We start from the raw sequence: 18180 nt of genomic DNA, 5'->3' as shown, positions 1-18180 counted from the left end.
ATACGGATGGGGGAGAGCAATGGGGTTGTCGCCTTCGCCATCAGCGCGCACATTATCAGCCAGAGCGCGGGGCAACGGATCAAGCTAAGTTACTGGGTGACGGTGGGGGGAACGACCGTGCAGTCAGAGGTTCAGGTACTGACGTTTCAGGCGACTATACCAATAAATCCAGGTGTGTTCGCCACTGTCGCGGTGGGGCTACACGCACACGCTCTCACGATCACCAATGACGGGTTACTGGCTTATGTAGGTAATTCACTTGACCATACAGTTTCAGTTATCGATATCAACTCCCGCAAGGTTGTGGATACCATTTATGGAACACCGTCGGCGTTCCAGATGTTATTGAACGCAGATAACTCACGACTGTATGTGAGCAGTTTCAGGGCTGGAACAATTGCAGTCATCGACACCGCAACGCTCAGGTTAATTATGACGATGACGCCTGCGGGCGGCGAAAGGACTGCATGGATGGCACTCAATGCGGATGAGTCGCGCCTGTTTGTGGCGTGTACCTTCGGTGGGTTCGTAGCGGTCCATGATACGAAAACGGGTGCGGTTCTGAACCGTATCACCACGCCACCGATGCCGGAGGGTGTAGCGCTCAACCCAGACAAAACACAGGTATTCATCTCCACCAGTAAGGAGACCATGGTCACAAACGCGAACGGGCTCGGCGGGGGCTTGGCGAAAGTTTCAGGCTACACCCAGTTTACCCAATCCGAAGGCATAGCCTTCAACCCCAGCAATAAACCGTATCCTCGTGTCTACGTGACCGGCAATGCTTCACTCGCGATTATTGATACCCAAACGAATGCTGTTACCAAGAGACTGTCCGGCTTCACTTACTCTTGGGGCGCGACGATGAAGCCGAAGGCTTCAGAATGCTATGTTGGCGCAGTGGGCCCAGGCGGGACGCCAGGTAATCGTGATTCGCTTTACATCATCAATACTGAAACGGAACAAGTTATTCGTCGCTACGCCGGCTTCGACAACATTGCAGGTATCGCCTTCACACCTGATGGTGAAATCGCTCTGATAGTCAATCATGGAACGGGGAAAGTATCGTTCTATAAGACTTGAGGTGTTTTTGTCGCCTCATAACCACACTCGGAATGTGTGATGGGACAGCCTAACCCTAGGCTATCCCTTTTTTATGCGGACTCAGGCTAAGCCTGCAGCGGCTACTGGTCAGAACTGACGGTGAGCAGTGGCTGTTGCATTGCGTGGGCCTTTCCCTGTTCCAATGCGTGATAAAAAACCACAGCGTGACACTCAGGGATTAGGCTGGTCGGCCGTTACAGTGATGGCAATGTGATACAGGTCACATTGAGTGTGCTTAACTGTGAGCAGTGAAGGCGCTGTGCCATCTTTTTGAGCGGGTCGGAGCTTTACCCTTGTCGCGCGCGTCTGCTGTACGTTTCAGTCATTTCCTACCGTCACTGCTGTTATTAATGGCGGGACTTTCGGCTGCGTATCTGAAGGACCTCAATGTGTTCTTCACCTCGCTGTTCAACGTACTGCCGACCTTGGTGTTGTTGCTCGGTGGTTCGTATTGCGCGGTGTATCGGCGCCAGCGTGAGCTGTTCCTGATGATCACGGTGTACGTCGTTTACTTCCTGTTGGACACCCAGACCGATTACTACCGTGACAACGGACGTGTTCGAGAAGATGCGGCGGTGGTCTTCCATCTGTGTTGCCTGTTATTGCCGTTGCTGTTTAGCATTTATGCGCTGTGGCAGGAGAAAACCCACCTGTTCCGCGACTTTGTGGCCCGCTGCGCCGTGCTTTTCGCGGTAGGCAGCTTGGCGCTGGCGTTTGAGCAGAGTTTCCCGCAGGCGTTGTTGACTTGGCTGGCGGAGATCCGCTGGCCAGCCTTGCATGGCCGATGGATGAGCCTGATCCAGCTCTCGTACCCGATGTTCCTGATTGGGTTTGTCACCCTGGCGGCGCAGTACTGGCACCAGCCGCGGCCTCTGCATGCCGCGCAATTGGTTGGGCTGCTGGGGCTGTTCTGGATGTTGCCGCAAACCTTCATCCTGCCGTTCACCCTGAACATCATGTGCAGCCAGGTGATGCTGATGATCGCGGCTGGCGTGGCGCATGAGGCGTATCAAATGGCCTTTCGCGATGAGCTCACCGGTTTGCCGGGCCGCCGCGCCCTTAACGAGCGGATGCAGCGCCTTGGGCGTAACTATGTGCTGGCGATGAGTGATGTCGACCACTTCAAACGCTTTAACGACACCCACGGGCATGACGTCGGCGACCAGGTATTGCGTCTGGTGGCCAGTAAGCTGTCCAAGGTCAACGGCGGCGGGCGCGCTTACCGCTACGGCGGTGAAGAGTTCGCCGTGGTCTTTGCAGGCAAGACGCTGGATGAATGCATGCCGCACCTGGAGGAGATTCGCGAGATCATCGCCAACTACGACATCAAGCTGCGCAACCCGGACCGCCCAAATGACGATCAACAGGGTCGTCAACGACGTGCGGGCAGCGGCGCGTCGAGTGTGTCGGTGACCGTCAGCATCGGTGTGGCCGAGCGCCAGGCCGAACAACGCACACCGGAAGAAGTGCTCAAGTCCGCCGACCAGGCGCTGTACGCGGCCAAGGGCGCCGGGCGTAACTGTGTGGTGGCGGCCGGGCAAACCCGGCGTGGCGCCGTGCGCATGGAGCGTGCTGCCGGTTAAGTGATGGCGGTGTATTCAGCGGTTCTACAGTGATTGTTTGCGGGCGTGGCCGGCAGTAGCTTGAAACCATCTGCTGCCGGAGACATCGCCATGCCTGAGTACAAAGCTCCCCTGCGCGACATGCGCTTTCTGATCGACAACGTGTTTGATTTTCACGGCCACTACGCGGCCCTGGGTGCGACGGACGCCAGCCCGGACATGGTCAGTGCGATCCTCGAAGAAGGCGCCAAGTTCTGCGAGAACGTGCTCGCCCCGCTCAACCGCAGCGGCGATGAAGAAGGCTGCCATTTCGACAACGGCGTAGTGACCACGCCCAAGGGTTTCAAGGAAGCCTTCGCCCAGTACGTCGACGGCGGCTGGCACGGCGTGGCGGCGGACCCGGCCTACGGTGGCCAGGGCTTGCCGCAGTCGCTGGGCCTGGTGCTGAGCGAGATGATCGGCTCCAGCAACACCTCCTGGGGTATGTACCCAGGGCTGACCCACGGCGCGATGTCGGCGATCCATGCCCATGGCACCGAAGAGCAGAAGGCAACATTCCTCAGCAAACTCACCGCTGGCGAGTGGACCGGCACCATGTGCCTGACTGAAGCCCACTGCGGTACCGACCTGGGGCTGATCAAGACCCGCGCTGTGCCTCAGGCGGATGGCAGTTATGCAATCACCGGCAGCAAGATCTTCATCTCCGCCGGCGAGCACGATATGAGTGCCAATATCATCCACTTGGTGCTGGCCAAGCTGCCGGACGCACCGGCGGGCACCAAAGGTATCTCCTTGTTTATCGTGCCCAAGTTCCATGCCGATTCGGCTGAGCGCAATGCGGTGCACTGCGGTTCCATCGAGCACAAGATGGGCATTAAGGCGTCGGCCACGTGCGTGCTGAATTTCGACGGTGCCACAGGCTTCCTGATTGGCGAGGCGAATAAAGGCCTCAACTGCATGTTCACCATGATGAACCACGCGCGTTTGGGTACGGGCATGCAAGGCCTGTGCAATGGTGAGGCGAGTTTCCAGGGCGCAATCAAATACGCCAACGACCGCCTGCAAATGCGCTCGCTGACCGGCGCCAAGGCCCCGAACAAAGCCGCCGACCCCATCATCGTGCACCCCGACGTGCGCCGTATGTTGCTGACCATGAAAGCCTTCAACGAGGGCAATCGCGCGCTGACCTATTTCACCGCGCAATTGCTCGACACCGCGCAACTGAGCAGCGATGCCAGCCAGCGCCAGGAAGCTGAAGACCTGTTGGCGTTCCTCACCCCCATCTGCAAAGCCTTTATGACCGATACCGGGCTGGAAGTGACCAACCACGGTATGCAGGTGTTCGGCGGCCACGGCTACATTCGCGAATGGGGCATGGAGCAATTGGCCCGCGATGCCCGGATTGCGCCGATCTATGAAGGCACCAACGGTATCCAGGCCCTCGACCTGCTGGGGCGCAAGGTGTTGGGCAGCCAAGGCAAACTGTTGCGCGGTTTCACCAAGATTGTGCATACGTTCTGCGCAGCCAACGCCGAGCATCCGCAGCTTAAGGCCTACGTGGGACAGCTCAACCAACTGAATCAGCAGTGGGGCGAGTTGACCGTGAAAGTCGGCATGGCCGCGATGAAAAACCCGGATGAAGTGGGCGCAGCCGCTGTGGATTACTTGATGTACAGCGGTTACATCATCCTCGCCTACCTGTGGTTGCGTATGGTGATCGCGGCTCAGGCACAAGACGATGCTGAGTTTGCCAAAGCCAAACTGGCCACCTGCGAGTTTTACTTCAAGCGCTTGCTGCCGCGTACGGCGACCCATCGGGCAGCAGTGGAGGCGGGCAGCGAATGCCTGATGACCTTACCTGCTCAGATGTTCGCACTGTAGGGGCTGATTCTCCCGCACAAGCTCCATGCGTGACTTGAAAATACCTGATGGTCATGAATTGACCCTATGTGTCTGAAAAATTCTTCGGGTACACTCGGAGCTTGTAAAACCGATCCTATCGAATCACTTTTCACGTTCTCACGAGGTTTGCCATGGCTGATTACAAAGCGCCGCTGCGTGATATGCGCTTCGTCCTCAACGAAGTTTTTGAGGTCGCCACGACTTGGGCCCAATTGCCGGCATTGGCAGACACCGTGGATGCCGAAACCGTCGAGGCGATCCTTGAGGAAGCTGGCAAAGTCACCGCCAAATCCATCGCGCCCCTCAGCCGTAACGGCGATGAGCAAGGCTGCCGCTGGGCGGACACTGTGGTCAGCACGCCGGAGGGTTTCCCTCAGGCCTACAAAACCTACGCTGAGGGCGGTTGGGTGGGCGTAGGCGGTGATCCGATTTTCGGCGGCATGGGCATGCCTAAGGCGGTCTCGGCCCAGGTTGAGGAGATGATCAACTCCTCGAGCCTGGCGTTCGGCTTGTACCCGATGCTGACGTCTGGCGCTTGTGTGTCGATCAACACCCACGCCAGCGAGGAACTCAAAGCGACCTACCTGCCGAAGATGTATTCCGGCGAGTGGGCCGGCTCCATGTGCCTGACCGAGGCGCACGCCGGTACTGACCTGGGGATTATCCGCACCAAGGCCGAGCCTCAGGCGGACGGCTCTTATAAGGTCAGCGGCACCAAGATTTTTATCACCGGTGGCGAACACGATCTCACCGAAAACATCATCCACCTGGTGCTGGCCAAGTTGCCGGATGCGCCAGCCGGGCCGAAGGGCATCTCGTTGTTCCTGGTGCCGAAGTTCATGGTCAATGCCGACGGTAGCTTGGGCGCGCGTAACCCGGTGAGCTGTGGCTCTATCGAACACAAGATGGGCATTCAAGCCTCCGCGACCTGCGTGATGAACTTCGACGAGGCCGTGGGTTACCTGGTGGGCGAGCCGAACCGTGGCTTGGCGGCAATGTTCACCATGATGAACTACGAGCGTCTGGGTGTCGGCATCCAGGGTTTGGCGTCGGGTGAGCGTTCCTACCAGAACGCGATTGAATACGCGCGCGACCGTCTGCAAAGTCGTTCGCCGACTGGCGCCCAGGCCAAGGACAAAGTGGCCGACCCGATTATCGTGCACCCGGACGTGCGCCGCATGTTGCTGACCATGAAGGCTTCCAACGAAGGTGGTCGCGCATTCTCCACTTACGTGGCGACGCAGTTGGACATCGCCAAGTTCAGCGAAGACGCTGCGACGCGTGAGCGTGCCGACAGCCTGGTAGCGCTGTTGACGCCAGTTGCCAAGGCCTTCCTCAGCGACCTGGGCCTGGAAACCACCGTGCTTGGCCAGCAAGTATTTGGCGGCCACGGCTATATTCGCGAGTGGGGCCAGGAACAGCTTGTTCGGGATGTGCGCATCACCCAGATCTATGAAGGCACCAACGGCATCCAGGCGTTGGACTTGATGGGGCGCAAGATCGTCGGCAGCGGCGGCGCGTTCTACACGTTGTTCGCCGACGAGATCCGCCAATTCATCGCTACGGCGGGCGCCGAACTGGGTGAATTCACCCGTCCGCTCAGCGCGGCGGTGGACGCCCTGGATGAGTTGACCGCGTGGGTGCTGGACCGCGCCAAGGCTAACCCGAATGAAATCGGCGCGGCCTCGGTGGAGTACCTGCACGCTTTTGGCTACATGGCTTATGCCTATATGTGGGCACGTATGGCCAAGGCAGCGTGGGGCAAAGAGGCTGAGGAAGACTTCTATGCCAGCAAACTGGGCACCGCGCGTTTCTACTTTGCCCGCTTGTTGCCGCGTATTCATTCGCTGAGTGCGTCGGTAAAAGCCGGTAGCGAATCGCTGTTTTTGCTGGATGAAGCACTGTTCTAAGGGCTTTCAGGGCGTGTAAGCATTCTCTTACATGACGTGCTGCTATTCGTCCTCTATCGCCAAATTGGATCCACGGATAATCTACTTCACATGGACGTCGCGCAGGAAGCGCAAAGCAACAACACGGACACGTAGGATTCTGCCAGGACGGCGGAGTGAAATGGATGTCAGGGAAACAGTCTGCAAAGCCCCGCTTCGGCGGGGTTTTCTTTTGCCTGCGAAAAAGTCAGGCAGGCGCCTGCGGGGCATTCATCACGTCCTCCAGCAGTGTGCGTAACAACGCCATGGTCGCTTGCTGGCGCTGTACGTCGCGGCACACCAAACCCACTTTCAGCGGCACTCGCGGTTCGCTCAACGGCTTCCACAGCAGCGCCTTGCTGTTGTGCTCGTCCTGGGAACGCCCCGGCAGCACTGTTGCCAGCTTGGTGTGTGGCAAGCTGTCGAGAATGCCCACCATCGTATTGAGCTCCGCCTGCACCTGCGGGCGGCGTCCCAAGTTGGACAACTGGCCCTGCCAGATCTGCCGCACCTGGAACTCCTCTCCCAGTAGCAACATCGGCAATTCGGCGGCCTGTTTCAACGAGACCTTCTTGAACTCGCGTAGCGGATGGTCTTCGGGGATGACCACCTTCAACTCATCTTCATACAACAGCACGCCGTGCAGCCCTGGCTGGCGTGGCGGCAGGTAACTGATGCCGATGTCCAGCGAACCGTTGAGCAGCCGACGTTCGATCTCCAGACCCGTCAATTCGTAGATCTGCACCACCAAATGTGGTTGGGCCTTGCGCACGCGCTCAAGCATTTGCGGGACGAGGCTAGTGTGCACGGTTTGCAGCACGCCGATAGCCAAGGTGCGCATCGCCTGGCCCTTGAAGTTGCGCAAGGCTTCGACGGCTTGCTGCATGCCGTCGATCAGCGGCAACGCGTGGTTGTACAAGGTATGTGCGGCCAGTGTTGGCAGCAGGCGCTTGCTGCTGCGCTCGAACAGACTCACATCCAGGTTCTGCTCTAACTGGCGAACCTGTTGCGACAAGGCCGGTTGCGAGATCGACAGGCGCTCTGCAGCACGGCCCACGTGGCCTTCCTCATACACCGCGACGAAATAACGCAGTTGCTTGAAATCCATAAGGATTACTTATCAAAAAAGCTGGAAAATCGAAATGGCCGTTGGCCCCTTTGACGCCTAGTCTAGCGCCTATTCGCAGGGTTTACAGGGCCGGATCTGGCAATGAACAGCGTATTTTTTGATAGCGTTTACATAGGTAAGGCAAAACACCCCAAGGTGGGTTTTCCAGGCTACATCGACGATGGTCAGGTTGCTATCGGGGGTGAGCTGTGAATCTTTTTCGTCGCCCTGCACCCAGCCTCGATGATTTGATCCTGGACACGCCCCATGCCGTGTCCGGTGAATCCCTGATGCCCACCACGGCAAGGCCGACGCAGGTTTTCGTGCGTGGCCAGGGTTCCTGGCTTTGGGACAGTGACGAGCGCGCCTACCTGGACTTCAACCAGGGGAGTGCCGCCAACAGCCTCGGTCATAGCCCCCACGTGTTGATTAAGGCCCTGTCCGATCAGATGCAGATGCTGATCAACCCCGGGAATGGCCTGCACAACCGCACACAACTCAACCTTGTCGATCGCCTGTGCCACCGCACCGGCAGCGATCAGGCTTACCTGCTCAACAGCGGCGCGGAAGCCTGCGAAGCCGCGATCAAACTGGCGCGTAAATGGGGTCAGTTGCATCGCGGTGGCGCTCATCGCATTATCACCGCCAGCAACGGTTGCCATGGTCGTGGTTTCGCGGCGATGGCGGCTTCGGCAGGCGCTATTGCAAACCGTTTTGAGCCGCGGTTGCCGGGCTTCAGTCACGTGCCTTTCAACGACCTGCCGGCCCTGCACGCTTCGGTCGATGCGCAAACCGTCGCGATTATGCTGGAGCCAATCCAGAGCGAAGCCGGGGTCATTCCCGCAACGGAACACTATCTCAAAGGCGTCGAGCGCCTCTGCCGCGAGCTGGGCATTCTGCTGATCCTTGATGAAGTGCAAACCGGCATCGGCCGTTGCGGCGCGTTGCTCGCTGAACAACAGTACGGCGTACGCGCCGACATTATCACCCTCGGCAAAGGCCTGGGTGGCGGCATACCGTTGGCCGCACTGCTGGCGCGGGGCAACGCCTGTTGCTTTGAGGTGGGCGAGCTGGATGGCACCCATCATGGCAATGCGTTGATGGCCTCAGCCGGAGTGGCGGTACTCGATGCGGTGCTGGAGCACGGCTTCCTGGAGCAGGTGCGCGACGCCGGGCTTTACCTTGCCGAAGGGCTCGCGCGCTTGGCTTATCGCTACGACCACGGCCAATTGCTCGGCCAGGGCCTGATGTGGGGCCTGACGCTGTCGGATGATTGCGCAGATGCCGTGGTAAAGGCAGCGCTGCACGAAGGCCTGATCCTTAATGCCCCGCAACCCAATTGCCTGCGCTTCACGCCTGCCTTGACGGTGAGTAAAAGCAACATCGACGAAATGCTCCTGCGCCTGGCCCGCGCTTTTTCCCGCGTGCGCACAGCGCGACTGCAATGCCGCAGGGGCATCGCCGTTTAACCGCACATTCCAGAACCGTCTCGCGGCATACGCGTCGCCTCCAGCCTGATTCTTTTGGCTGGGGGCGTTTTTTTGTCTGTGGCATTTTGGGATTGGAAAAGACGGGGGGCTTGGGCGCGGTTCTTTAATCTGTGCCACTGAGTGGCATGTTTTTGAACGGTAGAAATCCAGGCAATTTGTTGTGAGCAAAAAATATGAAAGTGAAACGCTTGAATCCATTCACCAATCCGCGCAGGCGCTTCATGTAGTTGGCGCCATCAGTAAAACCACTCTTCGTGAGTTCGATGAGGCATGTCATCACAATGATCTCAGCGCCAATCCCAGCCGACCAAATCAAGCCGCTACGCGAAAACAGCTACGTAAGCCAACCTGTATTTGCCCGGTACCGGAACACCAGCGCCTTCACGGTGAAGAAGTGGGAGTCGGGCGAAAAACAACCCAGCGTCATGGCCCTCAAGTTGCTGAGTGGTGTGCAGAAGCACGGGTTGGAGATTCTGGCCGGAGGATGGCCCAGTGCCAGATACCACTGAACCCTCACGAACGGCCAAGGTCGATTATCTACACGGCTCACACGAGCCGACTTTCTGGAGCTGAACCCATGGATATCATTCGCATCATCATCGCCATCCTGCTGCCGCCACTGGGTGTGTTCCTGCAAGTGGGTTTCGCCGGCGCGTTCTGGCTGAACATCCTGCTGACCTTGTGTGGTTACTTCCCGGGCATCATTCACGCGGTGTACATCATCGCCAAGCGCTGAAGCCCTCAGCCTTTTGCGATGAGCCGTGAGTTACGCTCGTTGCGAAAGGCGAGTTGCTCGATGGTCTGAGTGGCGTGCTCTGCTTCATCCCGCGCTTGCAGGATGATGCCGTGCTGCTCGGACTTGCTGCACACCGGGTCGGCATTGCTCGCGTCACCCGTGAGCATGAACGCCTGGCAGCGGCAGCCGCCGAAGTCCTTTTCCTTCTCGTCGCATGAACGGCACGGCTCGGGCATCCAGTCGTAGCCGCGAAAGCGGTTGAAGCCAAACGAGTCGTACCAGATGTGCTGCATGCTGTGATCGCGCACGTTGGGAAATTGCACCGGCATCTGTCGCGCACCGTGGCAGGGCAGCGCGGTGCCGTCCGGCGTGACGGTCAGAAAGATGCTGCCCCAGCCGTTCATACAGGCTTTCGGGCGCTCTTCGTAGTAGTCCGGGGTGACGAAGATCAGCTTGCATGGGTGGCCTTCGGCTTCCAGCTTGGCGCGGTACTCGTTGGTGATGCGTTCGGCGCGAACCAATTGCTCTTTTGTCGGCAACAACCCCACACGATTGAGCTGCGCCCAGCCGTAGAACTGGCAGGTGGCGAGCTCTACAAAGTCTGCCTCCAAAGCGATACACAGCTCAATGATGCGGTCGATCTTGTCGATGTTGTGCCGATGGGTGACGAAGTTCAGCACCATTGGGTAGCCATGTGCTTTCACCGCGCGGGCCATTTCCAGCTTTTGCGCGAAGGCCTTTTTTGAGCCAGCCAGCAGGTTGTTTACCTGTTCGTCGCTGGCCTGAAAACTGATCTGGATGTGGTCCAGCCCGGCCTTCTTGAAGTCGCTGATCTTCTGCTCAGTCAGGCCGATGCCGGACGTGATCAGGTTGGTGTAGAAGCCCAGCTTGCGTGCCTCGGCGATCAGTTCGGCGAGGTCTTGGCGCACCAGCGGTTCACCGCCGGAAAAGCCCAATTGCGCGGCACCCATTTCCCGCGCTTCGCGAAATACCTTAATCCACTGCTCGGTGCTCAGCTCCTTGCCCTGCTCGGCAAAATCCAGCGGGTTGGAGCAATACGGGCACTGCAACGGGCAGCGATACGTCAGCTCGGCGAGCAGCCACAGTGGCAAGCCAATGGGCGGCTTTTCAGGCAAGGGTGATCCAATGCTCAGCACGGGCGACCTCCATGAAATCCTCGATGTCTTTACCGAGTTCAGGTACGCCGGGGAACTGTTTATCCAGCGCGGCGATGATCGCCGCCACGTCACGCTCGCCGTCGATCAAACCACCGATCAACGCGGCGCTGTCGTTGAGCTTGATCATGCCTTCGGGGTAGAGCAACACGTGGCCTTTTTGCGCCGGCTCGTACTGGTAGCGATAGCCCTGGCGCCAGGTCGGTATTTTGCTGCGGTCAAAACTCATAGGGTGATCCCTTTGTGCCACACCCGCTGCTCGGTCACGCTGTGATAGGGCGGGCGGTTCAGTTCATAGGCCATGCTCATGGCATCCAGCATGCTCCAGAGGATGTCCAGTTTGAACTGGAGAATTTCCAACATGCGCTCCTGGCCCACGCGGGTGGTGTAGTGCTGCAGTGTGATCGCCAGCCCGTGTTCCACATCGCGCCGGGCCTGGCCCAGGCGGGTACGGAAATATTCATAGCCGGCCGGGTCGATCCACGGGTAGTGCTGCGGCCAGCTGTCGAGGCGCGACTGGTGGATCTGCGGCGCGAACAGCTCGGTCAGCGAGCTGCTGGCGGCTTCCTGCCAGCTGGCGCGGCGGGCAAAGTTGACGTAGGCATCCACCGCAAAACGCACACCTGGCAACACCAGTTCCTGAGAGCGCAGTTGGTCCGGGTCGAGGCCGACGGCCTGGCCCAGACGCAACCAAGCTTCAATGCCGCCGTCTTCACCGGGGGCGCCATCGTGGTCAAGCAGGCGCTGGATCCACTCGCGACGGATTTCGCGGTCCGGGCAGTTAGCCAGGATCGCGGCGTCCTTCAGCGGGATGTTCACCTGATAGTAGAACCGGTTGGCGACCCAGCCCTGGATCTGCTCGCGGGTGGCGCGGCCTTCATACATCGCCACGTGGTACGGGTGATGGATATGATAGAAGGCGCCCTTGGCACGCAAGGCGTGTTCGAAATCGGCTGGCGTCAACGGTGTGTCAGTCATGTGGTCTGCTCCTACAATTCAATGCTCATGCCGTCGTAAGCCACTTCGACATTACGCCGCACCAGCTCAGCGCGCTCGGCGGAGTCTTCATCGAGGATAGGGTTGGTGTTGTTGATGTGAATCAGCACTTTGCGCTGCTCCGGCAACTGTTCCAGCACTTCCAGCATGCCGCCGGGGCCATTTTGCGCCAGGTGGCCCATCTCGCGACCGGTGCGGGTGCCGACGCCACGGCGCTGCATTTCATCGTCATCCCACATCGTGCCGTCCACCAGCAGGCAGTCGCTGCTGGCCATGATCTCCAGCAGTGGCGCGTCGACTTTGCCCAGGCCCGGGGCGTAGAACAACTTGCCGCCGGTGCGCAGGTCTTCGACGATCAGGCCGATGTTGTCGCCTGGGTGCGGGTCGAAACGGTGCGGTGAGTAGGGCGGCGCGGCGCTGCGCAGTGGCAGCGGGGTGAAACGCAGGTTGGGGCAGGCGGGGATAGTGAAGCTGGCGTCCAGCTTGATGCGGTTCCAGGCCAGGCCGCCATTCCAATGCGTGAGCATGGTGAACAGCGGGAAGCCAGTGCTCAAATCTTCGTGGACCATGTCGGTGCACCACACCTGGTGCGGGCAGCCTTCGCGCAGGCTCAACAGGCCAGTGGTGTGGTCGATCTGGCTGTCCATCAGAATGATCGCGCTGATGCCAGTGTCGCGCAGTGCGCGGCCGGGCTGCATCGGTGCAAAGCCTTGCAGCTGCGCGCGGATATCCGGCGACGCATTGCACAGCACCCAGTTCACGCCATCGTCGGAGATCGCGATGGACGACTGTGTGCGCGCCTTGGCCCGCAGGCTGCCGTCGCGAAAGCCTGCGCAGTTCACGCAGTTGCAGTTCCACTGCGGGAAGCCACCGCCGGCGGCGGAACCTAGAATCTGGACAAACATGATCGCTCCATCAGCAAAGCTCAAAACAAAAACGCCCCGGGCGGACCGAGGCGTTGTATTACTCAGCCAATCAACGGCTGGCGAAGTACATGGTGACTTCGAAACCAATACGCAGATCAGTGTAAGCAGGCTTGGACCAGGACATATTCATACTCCTACGAAGGGATGGGACGTTCACTATTCATACATATAGTCCACCTCCAACCGGAGATGTTCAGAGGTGTGCGTGTGAATGTTACGCAATTCTTTTCAAGTTAGCGCTGTCTTGGTGGCAAAAGCCTTTTGCAGGGCTGGCAATGATCAGTCTGCAGTTTGCCAGAAACCCATACAGCGCGGGCCGTTGGCCACACAGCGCCAGCCGCCTGCGGCGTCTTTGAGTTGCCCCGCGGAGTGCTGCAAATCCTCGCGCGTGCGGGTTTGTATCAGCGCTTGAAGCTGTTCCAGGTAACCCGACGAATGGCCAGACAGATGCGCGTGCCAGAGCAGGTCGGCGGCTTCGGCGATGGGTAATGCCTGGGCGGTCAACTGTTCTGCCAGGGGCTGGTTGCCCAGGTCGGCACTGTTGTCGATCAACGCCGGGAGCTGCGCCAGGAAGGTCTGTAGGTGTTCGATGATCCCAGCCAGGGAAGCACTTGGAGATTGCACGCCAAACAGCAGGCCGGTTTGCCCGTTGATCTGTCGGATACCGCTGAATACGGCGTAGCCGATTTGCAGTTCGACGCGCAGCCGCTGGTAGAACGGCCCATGGAGCAGATGCGCGAGCAGGCGCCATGCCGCTTCATCGTCCAGAGATGACGTCGGCGTTGGGCAAAACAATAGCAACGCGGCCTCGCTGGATTCGGTCTTCACCTCGTGCCAGAGCCGCTGCCCGTCGAGGTTTTGCGGCGCGTATTCGATGCTTACCGGCTGCCCAGGCAATCGCGTCGCGGCTGTCTTGATTGCCGCCTCACACCTCGCGGATAACCCTGCTCCCAGGCCTTGCCAGTGTGCGGCGGTCCATGATGTGGGTGTCTCACTCGGCCCAGCGCCTGTACCAACACAGTAAGCGGGTAACGCCTTGAGCAGCGCTCGGATGGCAATCATCGGCGTTTGGGTGAATGGCGACGGCGGCTCACCGAATTGGCTCAGGTTAAGCGCCAGCGCTTCGACCACGGCTGGCATCGGTTCGTGAAGGCCGACCATTTTCACCAGCCAGTCATTGGCGAGTGTCTCGAAAGACAGTTCGATTCCGGCCTGGCGGGCATTTTCACGCAATGGCTGCAAGGTGTTTTCCAGGCCGGCGGGCACGGCGCAATCGAAACGCCAATGCAGATAAAGCGCGCCCTCATCGGTGTCATCCGCCAAGGCTTGGCTGAAGGTCAGTGCCGATGCGTCTCGACGTCCCCGCGAGCGATCCTGGGCAAAGGTGCGCAAACCACGGTGAGCGCTGGTTTGGCCGCGTATCAACCCCGCGCGTTCCTCCTTGACCGGTGGGCGCAGGAATGGATTGTTGGGCGGCAACTGCCAGGTGCGCTCGCAGAGTGGCAGGCGCAGGGAGGCGAGCAGGCTCTTGAGGGCTGCGACGCCCTGTTCCGACAGATCTTCGCTGTTGTTGCGAGCCAGTGCCAGGGCGCCCTGGATCTGTTGCTGGCGCGCGTTCAGCAAGGCGAACTCTTCTCGTAACGGCGTCCAATCGCTCTGTGCGAAAAAGCTCAACCAGTCGTGCAACAACGCTTCGATTTGCGTAGCTGATTCGCTTTGGACATCGAGAGTAAAGTCGATGTCCAGCAGCGCTTGCCCGGCGAACTCATACAGCACGCAGGCGTGCAGTGCGCTCGCCAGCTTTCGTGTTTTCAGTTCCGCCAGCAAGCCGCCGGGCGCCGAGGCGTTGAGCCAGGTGCAGAGAAAACCCAGCACTTCACGCGGCACGTCACAGGCAATGACATGGTGCAGGTGGTTATTGGCGATGTTTTGATAGGCATGTGCTGCGCCTTGCATCAGTGCGGGCGGTGCGACCTGCGAGTGGTAAGGTCCCGAGGTCAATGCTTGGCTGAAGCGCTGCGCCAAGTCTTCCAATGCTTCCAGCGACAGGGGCCCGGCCAGGCTCAAGGTCATTTGCCCGCTCTGATAGAAATGCGTGTGGAATTCCTGCAGCGCTTGCTGAAACGCCTCACGCTCCACTGGCAGACTGTCCCTATTACCGACATGAAAGCCGCGCAGCGGATGATCGGCCGCCAGGCCTTCGAGCAGCGCGACCTGCTGTTGCGCCGTGACATCCTCGGACCAGGCGACAAACTCCGCGTGCAGCACTTCGCGCTCACGCAACTGATCTTCAATCGCCAGGCGCGGATGGGTGAGCATGTCCGCCAACCGTTCTAGCCCATCTGCAAACGTCGCCACCGGCAGCTCAAAGAAGAAATCCGTAGTGCGCTCGCGGGTGCTGGCGTTGATCTCCCCGCCATGGCGTTGTACGTAGGCCATCAGCCCTTCGCTTGCCGGAAAACGCTCCGTCCCGAGAAACAATAGATGTTCAAGAAAATGCGCCAGCCCCGGCCACGCCAATGGCACATCATGGCTGCCCGCAGCCACGCGTAAAACGGCAGCGCAACGCTTCAGGCGCGGCGCATGGTGCAGGGAAACCCGCAGGCCGTTGGTCAGGGTCAGGTGAAGGTGATGAGGGTGGGCCGGCGCAGGCATGGGCACTTCCGAAACGTAGGATGTGGCCATGTTAACAAACCGCTGACGAACCGGCTGGGTCAGGGCTTGTGCAGTGCGCCGTACAACTCCGGGCGACGGTCTTGCAGGTAGTGATTGGCGGCACGTGCATCAAGGATCGACTGGCGATCCAGCGCTGCGACGATCAAGGCCTCATCCAGCCCGGCCTGGGCGACGCGCTGGCCATTGGGCGCAGCAATGCTGCTTTGCCCGCAATAGTGAATATCGCCTTCCTGCCCGCAGTAGTTGGCGTAGGCCACATAACACTGGTTTTCAAAGGCGCGCGCTCGTACGGTCACGTCGGCGACGAAGTCGAACGGCACCATATTGGCGGTCGGCACCAGGATCAGCTCGGCACCGGCCAGCGCCAGGCGACGGGTATTTTCCGGAAATTCCAAGTCGTAGCAGATCAGGAACCCGAGCTTCCAGCCGTTCAATTCCACCAACGGGAAATCATCTTCCCCAGCACTGAACATCGAGTGGTCCAGATCGCCAAATAGGTGGGTCTTGCGGTAGTTGCACAGGCGCTGGCCGTGGGCATCAATTAACTGCACGGCGTTGTAGATCTGTCCATCCTCGGCTCGCTCCGGGTAGCCGTACACAATCGCCAGCCCGGCGCTTTTGGCAAGGGTGGCAATCGCCTGCGCGGACGGTCCATCCTGAGATTCGGCAAGGGCGCCGACTGCTTCGGCGCCGATGTTGTAGCCGCTGAGAAACATCTCCGGCAGGACCAGCACATCGGCATCCGATGCCTCATGCGCCAACTGGTGCAGGCGCTTGAGGTTACCGGCCACATCCAGCGGTAGCGGCGGGCATTGGTAAAGGGCGATGCGCATGCTCAACTCCTTAATCGGCCAGGGCGATCGGGCCGATCTCGTCAAAGACATCACCCGGGCCAGGGTTCTCCGGGTGGGTGCTGCCGCCGAAGTGGGTCATGATGCCCCACACCGCGTTCAGCGAAGTTTGCACCGCGCCTTCGACCCAGGCGGGCGTCCAGGAAACGTCGTCCCCGGCGATAAAAATCCCACGCTGTTCGGCGGGCATGTCCTTCTGCATGAAGTGCGCATACATCCGCTGGTTGTAGCGATAGTGGCCGGGCAGCGCGCCTTTGAAAGCGCCGAGGAAATGCGGGTCAGCTTCCCAGGACACGGTGATCGGGTCGCCGATGATGCGCGCCTTGATGTCGACTTTCGGGTAGATCTTTTTCAGCGCATCTAGGGCCAGTTTCACCCGCTTGTCGATGGGCTGCGGGAGCATTTTCAATGCATCACTCATCCACGAGTACGACAGGCAAATCACGCCGGGCTTGTCGTCGCCGTTGTCGAACAAATAGGTGCCACGGGTCAGGCGATCGGTGAGGGTCATGCTCATCAGGTCGCGGCCGGTTTCCGGGTCTTTGTCTTTCCAGAACGGGCGGTCGACCATCACGAAAGTCTTGGACGATTGCATGTAGCGCGTACGGTCCAGGGCCATCCACATTTTTTGCGAGAACAGGGTTTCGTCGCATTCGATCTGGGTGGTCAGCAGCCAGCTTTGGCAGGTGGTCAGCACGGCGGCGTATTCACGTGTGTCGCCGTAGTTGTCGGTCACGGCAAAGCGGCCATCTGCGGCGTGGGCAATGCGGCTCACACCGGCCCGTGGCGCACCGCGATGCAACGAGCTGAGGCTGGTGCCGGCAGGCCAGTGTGCACAACGCTCCGGCACATGGCGCCAGATGCCCATGGGCACTTGTGCCACGCCGCCGACGACCAGGTGCTGGTGGTCGTCGCAGTTGGTCATCACCACTCGGAAAATTTCCAGCATCGAGTTGGGAAAGTCCGAGTCCCAGCCACCGGTGCCGAAACCCACTTGGCCGAACACTTCGCGGTGCGCGAAAGACAGTTTGGCAAAGGCCTTGGAGGTAGCGACGAAGTCATAGAACGTGCGGTCGTCCCACAACGGCACCAGTTTGTTCCACAGCTCTTTGAGGCGCGGCACGTCGCGGTCACGGATGGCTTGCTGGATATCGCCGAACTGTGAGCCCGCTTCCAGCGCATCCGCCCATGCATCGGCAACTTCCTGGAACAGCACCGGCAAGTCCGAGAGTTTTTGCGCGTAGTGGGTCTGGCCTTCGAGGTCGACCACCGTACTTCCGGAGGCCGGCGTCAGCGGGTTGGGGAAGGGTTTGGTCTCCAGGCCCAGCTTGTCCACATAGTGGTAGAAAGCAGTCGACGACACCGGAAAACGCATGCCCCCCAACTCGGCGATGATGCCTTCGGCACCTTCAAACGCCTGGGAGCGCAAGCGGCCGCCCATCTTCGAGGCTTCGTACACCACCGGCTTGAGGCCCAGCTTCATCAATTCGTAAGCGGCTACCAGGCCCGCGATCCCAGCACCCACAATCGCCACTTCGGCGCCATGGTTGGCCGCCGGAATGCTGCCCAAGCCTGCCGGGTGCTCGATCCAGTCATCAAAGGCAAACGGAAAGTCCGGGCCAAAGATGGTGATGGGCTTTTTACCGTCGGCGGGGTGGCGATGGGGCTTGCTGGCGGTGCTGGACGGAATGCTCATGGCGGACCTTACTGACGGCTCGACGGGTTG

Annotated in this window: 15 protein-coding genes and 1 pseudogene; 7 read left to right on the top strand and 9 right to left on the bottom strand. The window is 59.7% G+C overall.

Annotated elements, in window-relative coordinates; all coding sequences use genetic code 11:
• The 4 genes from FW764_RS25665 to FW764_RS25650 all read left to right on the top strand — a co-directional run.
• Positions 1 to 1083: YncE family protein (locus tag FW764_RS25665; RefSeq protein ID WP_446436324.1), on the top strand; the 1083-nt coding region annotated here is incomplete at its 5' end.
• A 314-nt stretch (positions 1084 to 1397) separates the two neighbouring features.
• A complete protein-coding gene (locus FW764_RS25660) occupies positions 1398 to 2687 on the top strand; it encodes a diguanylate cyclase (RefSeq protein ID WP_446436323.1) in 1290 nt (429 codons plus the stop codon).
• A gap of 90 nt (positions 2688 to 2777) precedes the next feature.
• Complete coding sequence (locus FW764_RS25655) at positions 2778 to 4547, top strand: acyl-CoA dehydrogenase C-terminal domain-containing protein (RefSeq protein ID WP_446436322.1); 1770 nt, start codon at positions 2778 to 2780, stop codon at positions 4545 to 4547.
• Positions 4548 to 4699: 152 nt separating this feature from the next.
• A complete protein-coding gene (locus FW764_RS25650; RefSeq protein ID WP_446436321.1) occupies positions 4700 to 6478 on the top strand; it encodes an acyl-CoA dehydrogenase C-terminal domain-containing protein in 1779 nt (592 codons plus the stop codon).
• A gap of 226 nt (positions 6479 to 6704) precedes the next feature.
• Here the strand turns inward: FW764_RS25650 and FW764_RS25645 are convergent, their stop codons facing one another.
• Positions 6705 to 7604 (bottom strand): LysR family transcriptional regulator, encoded by a 900-nt coding sequence (locus FW764_RS25645; protein WP_446436320.1) that lies wholly within the window; start codon positions 7602 to 7604, stop codon positions 6705 to 6707.
• A 209-nt stretch (positions 7605 to 7813) separates the two neighbouring features.
• Between FW764_RS25645 and FW764_RS25640 the strand changes: the two genes are divergently transcribed.
• The 3 genes and pseudogenes from FW764_RS25640 to FW764_RS25630 all read left to right on the top strand — a co-directional run bounded on the left by FW764_RS25640 (position 7814) and on the right by FW764_RS25630 (position 9830).
• Positions 7814 to 9073 (top strand): aspartate aminotransferase family protein, encoded by a 1260-nt coding sequence (locus tag FW764_RS25640; RefSeq protein ID WP_446436319.1) that lies wholly within the window; start codon positions 7814 to 7816, stop codon positions 9071 to 9073.
• A 181-nt stretch (positions 9074 to 9254) separates the two neighbouring features.
• A pseudogene (locus FW764_RS25635) lies at positions 9255 to 9603 on the top strand (helix-turn-helix domain-containing protein).
• 68 nt (positions 9604 to 9671) lie between these two features.
• On the top strand, positions 9672 to 9830 hold the full coding sequence (locus tag FW764_RS25630; protein ID WP_010207008.1) for a YqaE/Pmp3 family membrane protein: 159 nt from the start codon (positions 9672 to 9674) through the stop codon (positions 9828 to 9830).
• Between the two features lie 5 nt (positions 9831 to 9835).
• Here the strand turns inward: FW764_RS25630 and pqqE are convergent, their stop codons facing one another.
• From pqqE to FW764_RS25590, 8 genes are all read right to left on the bottom strand, one after another.
• Complete coding sequence (gene pqqE, locus FW764_RS25625) at positions 9836 to 10966, bottom strand: pyrroloquinoline quinone biosynthesis protein PqqE (protein ID WP_446436326.1); 1131 nt, start codon at positions 10964 to 10966, stop codon at positions 9836 to 9838.
• The gene (gene pqqD / locus FW764_RS25620; RefSeq protein ID WP_446436318.1) at positions 10959 to 11234 is read right to left on the bottom strand and encodes a pyrroloquinoline quinone biosynthesis peptide chaperone PqqD; all 276 of its coding nucleotides are present in this window, start codon (positions 11232 to 11234) and stop codon (positions 10959 to 10961) included. Before pqqD ends, pqqE begins: the two co-directional genes overlap by 8 nt.
• Complete coding sequence (gene pqqC, locus FW764_RS25615; protein ID WP_446436317.1) at positions 11231 to 11983, bottom strand: pyrroloquinoline-quinone synthase PqqC; 753 nt, start codon at positions 11981 to 11983, stop codon at positions 11231 to 11233. The genes pqqD and pqqC overlap by 4 nt, the downstream gene beginning before the upstream one ends.
• A gap of 11 nt (positions 11984 to 11994) precedes the next feature.
• Positions 11995 to 12906: a pyrroloquinoline quinone biosynthesis protein PqqB gene (pqqB, locus tag FW764_RS25610; RefSeq protein WP_446436316.1), complete on the bottom strand. Its 912-nt coding sequence runs from the start codon at positions 12904 to 12906 to the stop codon at positions 11995 to 11997.
• A 70-nt stretch (positions 12907 to 12976) separates the two neighbouring features.
• The gene (gene pqqA, locus FW764_RS25605) at positions 12977 to 13051 is read right to left on the bottom strand and encodes a pyrroloquinoline quinone precursor peptide PqqA (RefSeq protein WP_009045898.1); all 75 of its coding nucleotides are present in this window, start codon (positions 13049 to 13051) and stop codon (positions 12977 to 12979) included.
• A 155-nt stretch (positions 13052 to 13206) separates the two neighbouring features.
• Positions 13207 to 15582 carry a pyrroloquinoline quinone biosynthesis protein PqqF gene (pqqF, locus tag FW764_RS25600; RefSeq protein WP_446436325.1) on the bottom strand — a complete coding sequence of 792 codons (2376 nt, stop codon included), beginning with the start codon at positions 15580 to 15582 and terminating at the stop codon, positions 13207 to 13209.
• A gap of 59 nt (positions 15583 to 15641) precedes the next feature.
• Positions 15642 to 16436 carry a carbon-nitrogen hydrolase family protein gene (locus tag FW764_RS25595; RefSeq protein ID WP_446436315.1) on the bottom strand — a complete coding sequence of 265 codons (795 nt, stop codon included), beginning with the start codon at positions 16434 to 16436 and terminating at the stop codon, positions 15642 to 15644.
• Between the two features lie 10 nt (positions 16437 to 16446).
• Complete coding sequence (locus FW764_RS25590) at positions 16447 to 18150, bottom strand: flavin monoamine oxidase family protein (protein ID WP_446436314.1); 1704 nt, start codon at positions 18148 to 18150, stop codon at positions 16447 to 16449.
• Positions 18151 to 18180: the final 30 nt, after the last annotated feature.

Source organism: Pseudomonas sp. 1152_12, from assembly GCF_052850675.1.
This window is presented reverse-complemented; position numbering and strand designations above follow the sequence as displayed.

Bases quoted from the DNA above. Each gene is read 5' to 3' on its own strand.
- FW764_RS25655 (WP_446436322.1), top strand. From the start codon at position 2,778: ATGCCTGAGTACAAAGCTCCCCTGCGCGACATGCGCTTTCTGATCGAC.
- FW764_RS25650 (WP_446436321.1), top strand. From the start codon at position 4,700: ATGGCTGATTACAAAGCGCCGCTGCGTGATATGCGCTTCGTCCTCAAC.
- FW764_RS25645 (WP_446436320.1), bottom strand. From the start codon at position 7,604: ATGGATTTCAAGCAACTGCGTTATTTCGTCGCGGTGTATGAGGAAGGC.
- FW764_RS25630 (WP_010207008.1), top strand. From the start codon at position 9,672: ATGGATATCATTCGCATCATCATCGCCATCCTGCTGCCGCCACTGGGT.
- pqqD (WP_446436318.1), bottom strand. From the start codon at position 11,234: ATGAGTTTTGACCGCAGCAAAATACCGACCTGGCGCCAGGGCTATCGC.
- pqqC (WP_446436317.1), bottom strand. From the start codon at position 11,983: ATGACTGACACACCGTTGACGCCAGCCGATTTCGAACACGCCTTGCGT.
- pqqB (WP_446436316.1), bottom strand. From the start codon at position 12,906: ATGTTTGTCCAGATTCTAGGTTCCGCCGCCGGCGGTGGCTTCCCGCAG.
- pqqF (WP_446436325.1), bottom strand. From the start codon at position 15,582: ATGCCTGCGCCGGCCCACCCTCATCACCTTCACCTGACCCTGACCAAC.
- FW764_RS25595 (WP_446436315.1), bottom strand. From the start codon at position 16,436: ATGCGCATCGCCCTTTACCAATGCCCGCCGCTACCGCTGGATGTGGCC.
- FW764_RS25590 (WP_446436314.1), bottom strand. From the start codon at position 18,150: ATGAGCATTCCGTCCAGCACCGCCAGCAAGCCCCATCGCCACCCCGCC.